The sequence below is a fragment of the Lutimaribacter saemankumensis genome (genome assembly GCF_900100005.1).
Taxonomy (GTDB): Bacteria; Pseudomonadota; Alphaproteobacteria; order Rhodobacterales; family Rhodobacteraceae; genus Lutimaribacter; species Lutimaribacter saemankumensis.
In genome coordinates this window covers 95174-110170 of the sequence record NZ_FNEB01000005.1, presented here as the reverse complement: position 1 = coordinate 110170, position 14997 = coordinate 95174, and the positions used below count along the sequence as shown (strand labels likewise).

13 protein-coding genes are annotated in these 14997 nt (G+C 63.3%); 10 read left to right on the top strand and 3 right to left on the bottom strand.

The features are described from left to right. The first annotated feature begins 180 nt into the window (after positions 1-180). From BLT50_RS10955 to queG, 6 genes are all read left to right on the top strand, one after another. A complete protein-coding gene (locus BLT50_RS10955; protein WP_175491458.1) occupies positions 181-1623 on the top strand; it encodes an NAD(P)-dependent oxidoreductase in 1443 nt (480 codons plus the stop codon). 33 nt (positions 1624-1656) lie between these two features. Continuing rightward, positions 1657-2223, top strand: a complete 567-nt coding sequence (locus tag BLT50_RS10950; protein ID WP_090028731.1) for a Spy/CpxP family protein refolding chaperone — start codon at positions 1657-1659, stop codon at positions 2221-2223. Between the two features lie 14 nt (positions 2224-2237). Continuing rightward, complete coding sequence (gene gltB / locus BLT50_RS10945) at positions 2238-6767, top strand: glutamate synthase large subunit (protein WP_090028730.1); 4530 nt, start codon at positions 2238-2240, stop codon at positions 6765-6767. Positions 6768-6889: 122 nt separating this feature from the next. Continuing rightward, positions 6890-7654 carry a monofunctional biosynthetic peptidoglycan transglycosylase gene (gene mtgA, locus BLT50_RS10940; RefSeq protein ID WP_090028729.1) on the top strand — a complete coding sequence of 255 codons (765 nt, stop codon included), beginning with the start codon at positions 6890-6892 and terminating at the stop codon, positions 7652-7654. 63 nt (positions 7655-7717) lie between these two features. Beyond that, positions 7718-8383: an FtsZ-binding protein FzlA gene (fzlA, locus tag BLT50_RS10935; protein ID WP_090028728.1), complete on the top strand. Its 666-nt coding sequence runs from the start codon at positions 7718-7720 to the stop codon at positions 8381-8383. 96 nt (positions 8384-8479) lie between these two features. After that, the gene (queG, locus tag BLT50_RS10930; protein WP_090028727.1) at positions 8480-9511 is read left to right on the top strand and encodes a tRNA epoxyqueuosine(34) reductase QueG; all 1032 of its coding nucleotides are present in this window, start codon (positions 8480-8482) and stop codon (positions 9509-9511) included. On the opposite strand, the gene BLT50_RS10925 is transcribed toward queG, so the two are convergent. Next, on the bottom strand, positions 9508-10251 hold the full coding sequence (locus BLT50_RS10925) for a phosphodiester glycosidase family protein (protein WP_425433951.1): 744 nt from the start codon (positions 10249-10251) through the stop codon (positions 9508-9510). The two genes, queG and BLT50_RS10925, sit on opposite strands and share 4 nt — an antisense overlap. Beyond that, positions 10248-10661 (bottom strand): 30S ribosome-binding factor RbfA, encoded by a 414-nt coding sequence (rbfA, locus tag BLT50_RS10920; protein ID WP_090028725.1) that lies wholly within the window; start codon positions 10659-10661, stop codon positions 10248-10250. The genes BLT50_RS10925 and rbfA overlap by 4 nt, the downstream gene beginning before the upstream one ends. 83 nt (positions 10662-10744) lie before the next feature. Between rbfA and dapB the strand changes: the two genes are divergently transcribed. Further along, entirely contained in the window at positions 10745-11554 is an 810-nt protein-coding gene (gene dapB / locus BLT50_RS10915) for a 4-hydroxy-tetrahydrodipicolinate reductase (RefSeq protein ID WP_090028724.1), read from the top strand. 69 nt (positions 11555-11623) lie between these two features. After that, the gene (locus BLT50_RS10910; protein WP_090028723.1) at positions 11624-11983 is read left to right on the top strand and encodes a dihydrodipicolinate reductase; all 360 of its coding nucleotides are present in this window, start codon (positions 11624-11626) and stop codon (positions 11981-11983) included. A 7-nt stretch (positions 11984-11990) separates the two neighbouring features. On the opposite strand, the gene BLT50_RS10905 is transcribed toward BLT50_RS10910, so the two are convergent. Beyond that, the gene (locus BLT50_RS10905) at positions 11991-12176 is read right to left on the bottom strand and encodes a DUF1674 domain-containing protein (RefSeq protein ID WP_090028722.1); all 186 of its coding nucleotides are present in this window, start codon (positions 12174-12176) and stop codon (positions 11991-11993) included. A gap of 67 nt (positions 12177-12243) precedes the next feature. Here BLT50_RS10905 and BLT50_RS10900 point away from each other — a divergent pair, with 67 nt between their 5' ends. Both BLT50_RS10900 and BLT50_RS10895 read left to right on the top strand, forming a co-directional pair. Continuing rightward, a complete protein-coding gene (locus tag BLT50_RS10900; protein WP_090028721.1) occupies positions 12244-13512 on the top strand; it encodes an RsmB/NOP family class I SAM-dependent RNA methyltransferase in 1269 nt (422 codons plus the stop codon). Between the two features lie 154 nt (positions 13513-13666). Beyond that, positions 13667-14995 (top strand): NAD(P)-dependent oxidoreductase, encoded by a 1329-nt coding sequence (locus BLT50_RS10895; protein WP_090028720.1) that lies wholly within the window; start codon positions 13667-13669, stop codon positions 14993-14995. Positions 14996-14997: the final 2 nt, after the last annotated feature.

The window sequence follows — 14997 nt, the reverse complement described above, 5'->3', positions numbered from 1 at the left end:
CAAAACAAAGGGAAAGCGCACAAATAGGTCCGAAACGGAACGAAATTCAGCCCTGCGCCACTCTTTTTCTGCGCTGCCGCACCCAAAATGTTTAAAATAGGTCAGCAAAAGTTACTTTTATTCCTCTCGGAACTCGTTTAAACGGTCGCGACCGAAAGAATCTGAGCGGAGGCTCCCGTCGTGGCCAAGCAACCTATGTTGAAATTCGTAACCGTTCCTCGTGACATGCCGGAAAAGCGTGGCGCCGATGAACGGCGCACCGATTTTCACGAGATCTACGCCGAGTACGCGGATGAAAAGGCGAAAGAGCAGGCGAGCCGCTGCAGCCAGTGCGGCGTGCCTTATTGCCAGTCGCATTGCCCGCTGCACAACAATATCCCCGACTGGTTGAACCTGACCGCCACGGGCCGCCTGCAAGAGGCGTATGAGATCAGCCAGGCCACGAATACCTTTCCCGAGATCTGCGGCCGTATCTGTCCGCAGGATCGCCTGTGCGAAGGCAACTGCGTGATCGAACAATCGGGCCATGGCACGGTTACGATCGGATCGGTCGAAAAATACATCACTGACACGGCCTGGGAAAAGGGTTGGGTCAAGCCGATCAAACCAGCGCAGGAACGCCCCGAAAGCGTGGGGATCATCGGCGCAGGGCCGGGTGGTCTGGCTGCCGCCGACATGCTGCGCCGCGCCGGTGTGCAGGTCACCGTCTATGACCGGTATGACCGTGCCGGCGGGCTGCTGACCTATGGCATCCCCGGTTTCAAGCTGGAAAAGGACGTGGTGAAGCGCCGCAACGAACAGCTTGAGGCCGGCGGCGTGACCTTTGTCATGAATTGCAACGTTGGTGAGGATATCTCGTTCGAAGACATTCGCGCCAAGCACGATGCCGTCCTGATCGCGACGGGCGTGTATCAAAGCCGCGACCTGGGTGGCCCGGGCGCCGGATCGGCCGGGATCGTCAAGGCGCTGGATTATCTGACGGCCTCGAACCGCGCGGCCAATTTCGGCGACAGCGTGCCCGAGTTCGAAAGCGGCGAACTGAACGCCAACGGCAAGAAGGTCGTCGTGATCGGCGGTGGCGACACCGCGATGGACTGTGTGCGCACGGCCATCCGCCAGGGTGCCGAAAGCGTAAAGTGCCTCTATCGCCGCGACCGTGCGAACATGCCGGGCTCGCAGCGCGAGGTTCAGAACGCCGAGGAAGAGGGCGTGCAGTTCGAATGGCTGACCGCGCCCAAGGGCTTTACCGAAAAAGGCGGCAAGGTCGCAGGCGTCATGGTGCAGAAGATGCGCCTCGGCGCACCGGATGCGACAGGCCGTCAAAGCCCCGAACCGATCGAAGGCGCCGATTATGTCGAAGATGCCGACCTGGTGATCAAGGCGCTTGGCTTCGAACCCGAAGACCTGCCCAAGCTCTGGGGCGTGGATGGCCTCGAAGTGACCCGTTGGGGCACGATCAAGGCCGAGTTCACGACCGGGAAAACCAGCCTCGACGGCGTGTTCGCGGTGGGTGACATCGTGCGTGGCGCGTCGCTGGTGGTCTGGGCGATCCGTGACGGGCGCGACGCATCCGAAGCGATCCTCGACTATCTCAATCAACCGGCCGCGGTTGCCGCGGAATAAGCCGGCAAACGTTCAGACGGGACCACGAAAGACATGCGCAAGAGCATCCGCAGATTGATCGCCGTGACGATTGCCGGGTTCGGCATCGGCGCGGGCCCGTTTGCGGCCCTTGCGGAAAAGGCGCCCTATGCCGGAATGGACGCACGCGACATCGCATCGCTTTCGCAAGAGGATGTCGACGCGATCCTTGCCGGCCGCGGCTGGGGCCTTGCGCTGCCGGCGGAACTTGGCGGTTATCCGGGGCCCTTGCACATTCTCGAACTCGCGGACGACCTGAACCTGTCGGACACGCAACGCGCAGAAGTGCAGGCTGTCTATGACGCGATGAAGGCCGACGCCCAAAAGGCCGGAAGCGCCTATGTGGAGGCCGAAGCGATGCTAAGCCACATGTTCCGCATGGGCCACGCCGATCCGCAGCGGCTCGAACTGATGCTGAAGCGGTCTTCCGACGCTCTTGCCGAACTGCGCGCGGTTCACCTGCGCGCGCATCTGACGGTCACGCCGATGCTGACCGAAGACCAGAAAGAAATCTATGCGCGCGAGCGCGGGTATGCCGGGGGGCATGGTCACGCCGGTCACGGCGGCCATGCCAACCACTGAAAAGGAGGCCAGACATGACCAAGTATGATGCCGAATGGGTGCGCCGCGAAGAGGCCAAGCGCAAATGGCTGGCCGAAAACGGCCTGTATTCCGAGGCCGAGGAAAAGGCCAACTGTGGCGTGGGCCTTGCCGTTTCGATTGACGGCAAACCCAGCCGTAAGGTCGTGGAAAACGGAATCAACGCGCTGAAAGCGATCTGGCATCGCGGCGCTGTCGATGCCGATGGCAAGACTGGCGACGGAGCGGGCATTCACCTGCAAATCCCCGTCGCGTTCTTCTATGACCAGATTGAACGCACCGGCCACAAGCCGCGCAAGGATGAGCTGATGGCGGTTGGCCAGGTGTTCCTGCCACGCACCGATCATGGCGCCCAGGAAACCTGCCGCACGATCGTGGAAACCGAAGTGCTGCGGATGGGTTACTACATCTACGGATGGCGCCATGTTCCCGTGAACATCGACGTTCTGGGCGAAAAGGCGAACGCCACCCGCCCCGAGATCGAACAGATCCTGATTTCGAACGCGAAAGGCGTCGACGAGGAACAGTTCGAACGCGAACTTTACGTCATCCGCCGCCGCATCGAAAAGGCGGCTGCCGCGGCTGGGATCAGCAACCTTTATCTTGCATCGCTGTCGTGCCGGTCGATCATCTACAAGGGCATGATGCTGGCCGAGCAGGTCAGCGAATTCTATCCCGATCTGCAGGATGATCGCTTTGAAAGCGCATTCGCGATCTATCACCAGCGCTATTCTACCAACACGTTCCCGCAATGGTGGCTGGCGCAGCCCTTCCGCATGTTGGCGCATAACGGCGAGATCAACACGCTCAAGGGCAACGTCAACTGGATGAAAAGCCACGAGATCCGCATGGCGAGCGCCACGTTTGGCGACATGGCCGAGGACATCAAGCCGATCGTGCAGTCGGGCAGTTCGGACTCGGCCGCGCTGGACGCGGTGTTCGAGGCGCTTGTGCGCGCTGGCCGCAACGCCCCGATGGCCAAGACCATGCTGGTGCCCGAATCCTGGTCCAAGCAGGCGGTCGAACTGCCGCAAGCATGGCGCGACATGTATTCCTACTGCAACTCGGTGATGGAACCGTGGGACGGTCCCGCAGCCCTTGCCATGACCGATGGCCGCTGGGTCTGCGCCGGTCTGGACCGCAACGGATTGCGCCCGATGCGCTATGTGATCACCGGCGATGGTCTGCTGATCGCAGGGTCCGAGGCCGGGATGGTTCCCGTCGACGAAAGCACGGTCAAGGAAAAGGGCGCGCTTGGCCCGGGCCAGCTTCTGGCCGTCGATATGGCCGAGGGTGCGCTGTATCACGACACGGAAATCAAGGACAAACTGGCCGCCAGCCAGCCCTTTGGCGAATGGGTCGGCAAGATTACCGAACTTGACGAGGAACTCGCCAAGGTCACCGAAAAGGCGATCTATACCGGCGATGAACTGCGCCGCCGTCAGATCGCGGCCGGCTACACCATCGAAGAGCTGGAGCAGATCCTTTCGCCGATGGTCGAAGACGCGAAAGAGGCCCTGGCGTCCATGGGTGACGACACGCCCAGTGCGGTTCTGTCCAAACAGTATCGCCCGCTCAGCCATTTCTTCCGCCAGAACTTCAGCCAGGTGACAAACCCGCCGATCGATTCCTTGCGCGAGTACCGGGTGATGAGCCTGAAGACGCGGTTCGGCAACCTCAAGAACGTGCTGGACGAAAGCAGCAGCCAGACCGAGATCATCGTTCTGGACAGTCCGTTCCTGGGCAATGCGCAGTGGGCGCGCGTGCAGGATGCGTTCAACGCGGACATGGTCGAGATCGACTGCACCTTTGCCAGCGGCCCCGGTGCGTTGCAAAAGGGGCTGGAGCGCATCCGCGCCGAAGCCGAAGATGCCGTGCGTTCGGGCGCGGGGCACCTTGTGCTGACCGATCAGCACCAGGGGGCGGATCGTGTGGCGATGCCCATGATCCTTGCCACCAGCGCGGTGCACAGCCACCTGACGCGCAAGGGATTGCGCACTTTCTGCTCGCTCAACGTGCGGTCGGCCGAATGTATCGACCCGCATTATTTCGCCGTTCTGATCGGCTGTGGCGCCACGACGGTGAACGCCTATCTGGCCGAAGATTCGATTGCCGACCGCATCGAACGCGGCCTGTTGGACGGCCCGTTGACCGAAGCGGTCGCGCGCTATCGCGAAGCCATCGACCAGGGCCTGCTCAAGATCATGGCCAAGATGGGGATTTCGGTCATCTCGTCCTATCGCGGCGGCCTGAATTTCGAGGCCGTCGGCCTCAGCCGTGCGATGTGCGCCGAGTACTTCCCCGGCATGACCAGCCGCATCAGCGGCATCGGCGTCAGCGGCATCCAGAAAAAGGCCGAAGAGGTGCACGCACGCGGTTGGAAATCCGACGCGGTGATGCCAATCGGCGGTTTCTACAAGGCGCGCAAATCGGGCGAGACCCATGCCTGGGGCGCGCAGACGATGCACATGATGCAAATGGCGTGCAACAAGGCCAGCTACCAGCTGTGGAAGCAGTATTCGGCCAAGATGCAGTCGAACCCGCCGATCCATCTGCGCGACCTGCTGGCGATCAAGCCGCTGGGCGAACCCATCGCGCTGGAAGAGGTGGAATCGATCACCTCGATCCGCAAACGGTTCGTGACGCCCGGCATGTCGCTCGGCGCACTCAGCCCCGAGGCGCACAAGACGCTGAACGTCGCGATGAACCGCATCGGCGCCAAGTCCGACTCGGGCGAGGGCGGCGAAGATCCCGCGCATTTCGTGCCGGAACCCAACGGCGACAATCCGTCGGCCAAGATCAAGCAGGTGGCCTCGGGCCGGTTCGGCGTGACCGCCGAATACCTCAATCAGTGCGAAGAACTGGAGATCAAGGTGGCCCAGGGCGCCAAGCCCGGTGAAGGCGGTCAGCTGCCGGGCATGAAAGTGACCGACCTGATCGCGCGGCTGCGGCATTCGACCAAGGGCGTGACGCTGATTTCGCCCCCGCCGCACCACGACATCTATTCGATCGAAGACCTTGCGCAGCTGATCTATGACCTCAAGCAGATCAACCCGCGCGCCAAGGTGACGGTCAAGCTGGTGGCGTCGTCGGGCGTCGGCACGATCGCAGCCGGCGTTGCCAAGGCCAAGGCCGACGTGATCCTGATTTCGGGCCACAATGGCGGGACCGGGGCTTCGCCCGCGACCTCGATCAAGTATGCGGGTCTGCCGTGGGAAATGGGCCTGACCGAGGCGCATCAGGTTCTGGCGATGAACAACCTGCGGGATCGCGTGACGCTGCGCACCGATGGCGGCTTGCGCACGGGCCGGGACATCGTGATGGCGGCCATGATGGGTGCCGAGGAATACGGCATCGGCACCGCCGCACTGATCGCGATGGGCTGTATCATGGTGCGTCAGTGCCAGTCCAACACCTGCCCCGTTGGCGTGTGCACGCAGGATGAATCGCTGCGCGCCAAGTTCACCGGGACAGCGGACAAGGTCGTGAACCTGATCACTTTCTACGCTCAGGAAGTACGCGAAATCCTGGCCTCGATCGGGGCGCGCAGCCTGGACGAGGTAATCGGCCGTGCCGACCTGCTGAGCCAGGTCAGCCGTGGCGCCGCGCACCTGGACGATCTGGACCTCAACCCGCTGCTCATCACCGTCGATGGCGCGGCCGAAATCGTCTATGACCGCAACAAGCCGCGCAACGAGGTGCCGGATACGCTGGATGCCGAAATCGTGCGCGATGCCGCGCGGTTCCTGGAAGACGGCGAAAAGATGCAGCTGCAATACGCGGTGCAGAACACGCACCGCACCGTGGGCACCCGCGTCAGCAGCCACATCGTGCGCCGTTTCGGTATGCGCAACTCGCTCCAACCCGATCACCTGACCGTCAAGCTGAACGGCAGCGCGGGCCAGTCCCTGGGCGCGTTCGCGGCTCCGGGCCTCAAGATCGAGGTGTCGGGCGACGCCAACGACTATGTCGGCAAGGGCCTGTCCGGCGGCATCATCGTCGTGCGCCCGCCGATGGCCAGCCCGCTGGTCGCATCCGAGAACACGATCATCGGCAACACTGTCCTTTACGGGGCCACCGATGGCTACCTGTTCGCGGCAGGGCGCGCGGGCGAACGGTTCGCCGTGCGCAACTCGGGTGCGCGCGTTGTGGTCGAAGGCTGCGGATCGAACGGGTGTGAATACATGACCGGCGGCGTTGCCGTGATCCTTGGTCAGATTGGCGCCAACTTCGGGGCCGGCATGACCGGAGGCATGGCTTATCTCTATGACCCCGATGGGCTGGCACAGCCGCTGATGAACATGGAAACGCTCGTGACCTGCCCGGTCGAGGTCGACCACTGGGAGGATCAGCTCAAAGGGTTGATCGAGCAGCACCATGCCGAAACCGGCAGCCGAAAGGCGGGCGATATCCTGCAGCATTGGGACGCGGAGCGTGCCAATTTCGTGCAGGTCTGCCCCAAGGAGATGCTGAACAAGATTCCGTACCCCCTGACGTTGGAGCAGGGGGCGATCCCCGCCGAATGATCGCTGCGCGATAAACCGACAAAGCCCGGCTTCCCCAGGAGGCCGGGCTTTTTCCTTCCGGCATCGCCGTCGCGCCAAGTCACGGGTTTGCGGGATCGCCAACTGCGGGTATAGCTTGGGCCATGGCGCGGGCAAAATCATCGGGCAAATCGAAAAAGAAGACGCGGGCAAAGGGCGAGGATGGGCTCAAGTCCGCGCTGCGCCGCGCGCCGCTTCGGCCGCTGCGTTTCGTGTTGCGCTGGACGCTGCGCACGGTGCTGGTCGCAGTCTTTCTCTTGGTGGCCTGGGTGCTGTCCTACAAGGTGATCGACCCGCGGACCACGCCCTATATCTGGCAGGAATCCCGACGGCTTGGCGCGGTCGATCATGCCTGGGTTCCGATGGAGGAAATTGCACCGGTCATGGCCCGCAGCGTGGTGGCGGCCGAGGATGCGAATTACTGCCTGCACTGGGGTTTCGACATGGGCGCGATACGTGCCGCGCTGGAAGAAGGCGCACGGCGCGGCGCGTCGACCATCAGCCAGCAGGTGGTCAAGAACGCGTTCCTCTGGCAGGGGCGCGACTGGTCGCGCAAGGCGCTCGAGGCGCTGATCACCCCACTTGTCGAGGCGACATGGTCAAAGCGGCGCATCCTCGAGGTTTATCTGAACATCGTGGAGTTCGACGAAGGCGTGTTCGGCGTCGAGGCCGCGGCGCGGCACTATTTCGGCGTCGGCCCCGAAGCGCTGAGCGCGGTGCAGGCCGCCCGTCTGGCCGCGGTGCTGCCAAATCCCAAGGCCCGCAATGCCGCCCGCCCGACAGCGAGTCTGCGAAAACGCGCCGCCAGCATTCTCGACGGGGCAGAGACGATCCGCCGGGATGGGCGCGCCGCCTGTTTCGAGGATTGAATTTCCGCGCCCGAGAGTGCATTCAAGGGCGAGTTTCCGAGCGTGTCGCAAAGAGGTCGCCTTATGGCAAAGCTCTATCATGTTCCGTTGTCCCCTTTCTGCCGGAAGGTGCGCCTGACGCTGGCGGAAAAGCGGATTGAATGCGAGCTGGTGGAGGAACGCTATTGGGAACAGAATCCTGATTTCCTGCGGCGCAATCCTGCGGGCAAGGTGCCGGTTCTGAAGATCGACGGCCGCACGATGTCCGAAAGTGCTGCGATCTGCGAGTGGCTGGAAGAAAACTATCCCGAACCCGCGCTGATGCCCAAGGACAGCGACGGCCGTTATGAGGTGCGTCGGCTTGTTGCCTGGTTCGACGACAAGTTCCACAGCGAGGTTACCTCGAAGCTCGTGTACGAGCGGGTGAACAAGAAGGTGATGAAGCAGGGCTTTCCCGACAGCGGCAACGTCAAGTCCGGCGCGCGGGCGATCAAGTATCATCTGGACTACATGGCCTGGCTTCTTGACCGGCGGCGCTGGCTGGCCGGTGACAGCATGACGCTGGCCGATTTCGCGGCCGCGGCGCACCTGTCATCGCTCGACTACATATCCGATGTGGATTGGAACCGCAGCGACACGGTCAAGGACTGGTATGCCAAGATCAAGTCGCGCCCGGCCTTCCGCAGCATACTGGCCGATCAGGTGCCGGGCTTTCCGCCGCCGGCCCATTATGCCGATCTTGATTTCTGATCGGGTTGCGCGGCCTTGCGGCCGCGCCCCGGGTCAGGGGGCGTTGCCCCCTCTGCGCGCTATGCGCGCATTCACCCCCAGAGTATTTCGGGCAAGATGAAGGACGACCTGAAATCCCGGATGATCGCGCAAGCCCGAAGCGAGGGGTTCGATCTGGCGCGGATTTGCCGTCCCGATGCGGTGCCAGAAGTGCCCGAACGCCTGGCCGGGTTTCTGGCGCGGGGTTATCACGGGCAGATGGAATGGCTGGCCGACAGGACGCATTGGCGGGGAAATCCCGCGGCGCTTTGGCCGCAGGCGCGGTCGGTGATCATGCTAGGTGAAAGCTATACCCCGCATACTGATCCGCTGGCCGGCCTTGAAACCCCCGACCGTGGCGTGATTTCGGTCTATGCACGCAACCGCGACTACCATGACCTCGTGAAGAAGCGGCTGAAACGCCTGGCCCGTTGGTTGATCGCCGAGGGTGGCGGAGAGGTGAAGGTTTTCGTCGATACCGCGCCTGTGCCGGAAAAAGCGCTGGGCCAGGCGGCCGGGCTGGGTTGGCAGGGCAAGCACACCAACCTTGTCAGTCGCGACTTGGGAAACTGGTTCTTCATCGGGTCGGTTTTTACCACGATCGATCTGGAACCGGACACGCCCGAAATCGACCATTGCGGGTCATGCCGGGCCTGTCTCGATGCCTGTCCGACCGATGCTTTCCCCGCGCCTTACCAGTTGGATGCACGGCGGTGCATTTCCTACCTCACGATTGAACACAAGGGCCCCGTCGACGAAGAGTTGCGTGCGAAAATGGGCAACCGCATCTACGGCTGCGACGATTGCCTTGCGGCCTGTCCCTGGAACAAGTTCGCGGTTGAAGCGCGCGAGCTGCGCTATCGCGCGCGGCCCGACCTGATAGATCCGCCGCTGGCCGAGTTGGCGCAACTGGATGACGCGGGATTTCGGGCGCGGTTTTCCGGCAGCCCGATCAAACGTATCGGGCGCGACAGGTTTGTGCGCAACGTTCTGTATGCAATAGGAAATTCGGGCGATCCGGCCTTGCGTGCGGCGACGCAGGCGTTGGTGGATGATCCTGATCCGAGTGTGGCCGACGCTGCGCGTTGGGCGGTGGCGCGGCTGGGCTAACCCGCCGGTTCGACAACGCCGACGATGGGCCCCATGCGAAAGCCGGGATCCGAACGGCCCAGCGCCGGCGCATGCAAACGCGAGATGTTGCCGTCGAAATACAGGGCGTTCGGCGTTTTCAGCTTGTCACGAAAAAGGCTGCCGAACTCGTGAAACGTGACCGGGTTGTTCGAAATCACGAAGATCGCGGTCCGGCCGTCCGCACTGGTGCCCACCCCGTTGCGGATGTAGCGCGAGGTGCTGTCAGACAGGAACCGTGGGTGCAGCTTGCCGTCTATCACCAGCATCGGGCCCGACTGTGTGGCAAAACGGCAATCGCGCGGTTTCGCGGCGAAAGCGCGCGATTCAAACACGTCCGCGCGCCCGGTTCCGATGCAGAAGACACCGTTTGGCAGCAGACCGAAATTGCCTGGGCCGGCCGATGTGACGATGCGCATCCTCTCTTGCCCGTTTTCCACGTACAGGCCAACCGGGCTGCGGTCGGCATGGTACATTCCGGCGTTCATCGCAAAGGCCAGTTCTTGGCCCTCGGCTGCCAGACGTTCATCCAGCGTGTTGAAGTGGGTGTATTTCTGGCCGGACCCGTCTTCGAGAAACAGCCGCAGATCTTCGGTGTCAGTTTCGACTTTGCAGATCGTGTAGCTGTTGCTTTCGTAGGTGGTGTCGCGGCATTCGACAGCCTGCGCGGCAGTGGCGCACATGGCCAGGATCATAGCCAGTGCAGCGCGCCGGCCGGTCATGTATCGTCCTGGTCGTCCGCTTCGACATCGCGGCGCACATCGTCCTGCGAAAACAGGCGGCGCGTTTCGTCAAGGCGGTCGAATGTTTCGTCGATGCGGAACCGCAGGTCCGGGGTGAATTTCAGCCCGACTTTCTTGCCGATCATCCGCCGCAACTCGCCCTTGTTGCGGGCCAGAAGCTGCAGCACGTCCTCTTGCCCCGTGCCGCCCAGCGGCAGCACATAGGCGGTGGCGATCCGCAGGTCGGGCGAGGTGGTCACTTCGCCCACGGTGATCGACAGGCGGTTGAGGTCGGGATCATGCACGTCGCCGCGCGCCAGCACCTCGGAGAGAGAGCGGCGGATCAATTCGCCCACGCGCAACTGGCGCTGGCTGGGACCGGGACCATCGTGAAACTTGTTCTTAGCCATGATCCGCACTTAAGGGTTTGGCAAGGCTTTGCCAATGGGGGAAGGCTTCGCTATGACTGCGCGAAAGCATAGGAGCGACGGAAATGACCGACCTTCCGGGTATTGTGGTGACGGGCGCCTCGGGGCGGATGGGGCAAATGCTGATCCGTACGATACTGGCCAGCGACAAGGCAAAGCTTGTGGGCGTTGTCGAACGTGCAGGACATGACTGGGTTGGTCAGGACGTGGGCGTTGCGATGGGTGGAGCGCCGCTGGATCTCCATGTGACCGATGATGCGCTCGAGGCGTTTTCCAAGGCGCAGGCCATCATCGATTTCACGGCGCCGGCGGCGACCGTGGCATTTGCGGGCATCGCCGCGCAGGCGCGGGCGGTGCATGTGATCGGGACGACCGGCCTGAGCGATGACGACCTGGCGCAGATCAAGGCCGCGGCACGTCATGCCGTCGTGGTGCGTGCCGGCAACATGAGCCTTGGCGTCAACCTGCTGGTTCAACTTACGAAAAAGGTCGCGGCTGCCCTGGACGAGGACTATGACATCGAGGTGATCGAGGCGCATCACCGCCACAAGGTCGATGCACCTTCGGGCACCGCGCTGATGCTGGGCGAGGCCGCGGCCGAGGGCCGTGGCGTGTCGCTGGATGCGGTAAGCGACCGGGCGCGCGATGGCATCACCGGGGCGCGCGAACGTGGGCATATCGGTTTCCATGCGATCCGCGGCGGCGACATCGTGGGCGAACATGATGTCATGTTCGCTGCGGATGGCGAACGGATCATCCTGCGCCATGTTGCCAGCGACCGGGCGGTTTTCGCCCGGGGCGCGCTGAAGGCCGCGCTTTGGGGCCAGGACAAGAAGCCCGGTGAATACGACATGGTGGATGTTCTGGGGCTTTAAGGCTGTCAAAGTGATCCGAGGCGACCGGAAAGCCGTATAATTCCTCGTAAATGAACGAGGGCACGCGCAATGATCAGGTCGTTCGTCATGTTTGCCGGGTTTCTTCTGGCCACTCCCGTTCTTGCCGAAGGGTTCCAGACCGTTCGCGACAAGGGAAAGTTCCTGTCGCTGGTGTCGGGCAAGGATTTGCGAATCCCGCTTTGGGGGATCACGCTGAAGGTGATGCCGGATGGCAAGATCACCGGCAGCGCACTGGGCCGTCCGGTCACCGGTGCCTGGCAGTGGCAAGAGGGGTATTTCTGCCGTGACCTGACCTGGGGAGAGCGCGAGCTTGGACCCAACTGTCAGGAGGTCAAGGTGCAGGGGCGCACGGTGCGTTTCACCTCGGACCGTGGTGAAGGAATGTTTGCCGACCTCACGCTGCGCTAGCGGCAGTTCAGAAGTCGATCGCGATTCCCTTTTTTTCCCAGTCGCCGTAGCGGACGGGTTCCGGGCCGTCGCGGCCGCCCAGTTCTTTTGGCATTTCCTTTGCCTCTGCTTCCGCTTTCTTACGGCGTTCCTCGGCTTCGGCCAGGGCGCGTTGTGCGGCGGGTGGCAAATCCTTGCGCGGGCTTTCGGACATCGGTGGCTTCCTTCCCTTATCCTCCCCTGATATACGCCGCGGGCCCCGCACAGCAAGGCCATGATCCATGTCGAAACAGCCCTCTTCCGCCCGCCGCAGCGCCGTTTACCTTTTGGACCAGGTTCTGGGTGAGGGCCGATTGATGGCGGAATTGCTGGCCCAGGGCGCGCTGGACCGGCTTGAGCCCGCAGATCGCGCCCGCGCACAGCGGCTTGCGTTGGACGTGCTGCGCGGGTTGGAACGGGCGGATCGCGTTCTCGACAAACATGTTCGCAAGAACCCGCCCCTGCATGTGCGCAACATCCTGCGGCTTGCCACGGTCGAACTGTGCAGCGGCGGCGATGCGCATGGTGTCGTGAACGATGCCGTCGCGCTGACGGCTGGCCACAAGAAGGGTCAGCACATGAAGGGGATGGTCAACGCCGTACTGCGCAAGATCGCGGCCGATGGCCCGGTGGAATGGGCCAAGCTGCGTGTGCCGCGCCTGCCGAAATGGCTGCGTGATCCGCTGGTCATGGCCTGGGGTGGCGAGGCGGTGATGGCGATGGAGGCGGCGCAATTTGCCGGCGCACCTGTCGATATCACGGTCAAGGACGATGCCGCCGGCTGGGCCGAGCGGCTTGGCGGTGTCTTGTTGCCGACGGGCTCGGTCCGGCTGGCGCAGGCGGGGCAGGTGTCGGCGTTGCCCGGGTTCAGCGACGGGGCCTGGTGGGTGCAGGATGCGGCTGCCGCTTTGCCCGCGCGGTTGCTGGACGCACGGCCGGGCGAGGCGGTGCTGGACATGTGTGCCGCGCCGGGTGGCAAGACGCTGCAAATGGCAGCCGCAGGGGCCGACGTCACGGCGCTGGATATTTCCGATGCACGGCTTGAACGCGTGCGCGAAAACCTGGCGCGCACCGGTTTGAAGGCTCGGGTTGTCGCCGGGGACGCGTTGGAGCATCAGGGGCGTTATGACGCGATCCTGCTGGATGCACCCTGTTCGGCCACGGGCACCATCCGGCGCCATCCCGACCTTCCGCATGCCAAGGACGGGGCCGAATTCGGCGGGCTTTTCGAGTTGCAGTCGGCGATGCTGGACCATGCACTGACGCTGTTGAAGCCGGGCGGGCGGCTTGTCTTTTGCACCTGCTCGCTTTTGCCGGACGAGGGTGAATGCCAGATCGAAGACGCCCTTGGCCGTCACCCCGGTCTTGTAGTCGAACGCGCGGCGCTGGATCGTCCGGGCGTCGATCCGGCATGGATCACCGACGAAGGCGGCCTGCGCCTGCGCCCGGATTTCTGGCCCGACCTGGGCGGGATGGACGGGTTTTACATGGCCGTTTTGCGCACTGCCTGACCCCGCCCCTGCGTTTGCCCAAATCTTGAGCGTCCGTCCGGGCGCAGACGATCTTTGTCCATTCGGTAAATTTTACCGATTGATAAAAAATCGAATCGTGGAATACTGATTCTCAACAACAGGCACCGAAAAGGCACCAACAGGAGAGAATGGGATGACCGCGAATGCGCTGACTCCCGGTATTGTCGCGGGGCGTCTGGACCCTGCCGACTACGCCGAACAATTTACCGATCTGCACCCGAGGCTGGACGATCACGAGGCGCTGGTTGCGGCGGATCGGTGCTATTTCTGCCATGATGCGCCCTGCATCACGGCTTGTCCGACAGATATCGACATACCGCTGTTCATCCGGCAGATCGCGACGGGCACGCCCGAGGCCGCGGCACGGACGATTTTCCAGCAGAATATTCTTGGCGGCATGTGCGCCCGCGTCTGCCCGACGGAAACGCTGTGCGAACAGGCCTGCGTGCGCGAAGTGGCCGAGGGCAAACCGGTCAAGATCGGCGAGTTGCAGAGATATGCCACCGACACGCTTATGGAACAGGGCGTGCATCCTTTCTCCCGGGCGGCCTCGACAGGGCGGCGTATTGCCGTGGTCGGGGCCGGACCGGCGGGCATGGCCTGTGCGCACCGGCTGGCGATGAAGGGGCACGACGTGGTGATCTTCGATGCGCGGCCAAAAGCCGGCGGGCTGAACGAATACGGCATCGCAGCCTACAAGACGCCGGGCGGTTTCGCGCAGGCCGAGGTCGATTGGCTGCTGAAGATCGGGGGCATCACCGTCGAGAACGGAAAGGCGCTGGGCCGGGACATCACTCTTGATGGGCTCAAGGCCGACTACGATGCGGTGTTCCTTGGTGTCGGCCTGGGCGGCGTGAACGCGCTGAACGCTCCGGGCGAGGACAAGGCAGGCGTTCTGGATGCCGTCGATTTCATTGCCGATCTGCGGCAGGCCTCGGACCTGTCCAGGCTGCCCGTCGGGCGTGACGTGGTCGTCATCGGGGGTGGCATGACGGCAGTCGATGCCGCCGTGCAGGCCAAGCTGCTGGGGGCGCTCAATGTCAGCCTCGTCTATCGCCGGGGACGTGACCGGATGAACGCCAGCAAGTTCGAACAGGATCTTGCGGCGTCCAAGGGTGTGCGGATCATCACCAACGCGACGCCTGTTGCCGTGCGTGGCAACGGCGCCGTGCGCGAGATCGAATTCGAATACACCGACGACGACCTGAAACCGACGGGCCAGACCTTCCGTCTGGCTGCCGACCAGGTGTTCAAGGCAATCGGGCAGACGCTTTCGGGCGACGGCCTGCCTGCACTGGAAGGCCGCAAGATCAAGGTCAGCGGAGCCGGACGCACCAGCATCGCGGGCGTCTGGGCCGGGGGCGATTGCGCCAGCGGCGGCGACGACCTGACCGTGACGGCAGTGGCCGAAGGCCGCGATGCCGCCGAAGACATCCACGCAACACTGACGGCGGAGGGCTGAGC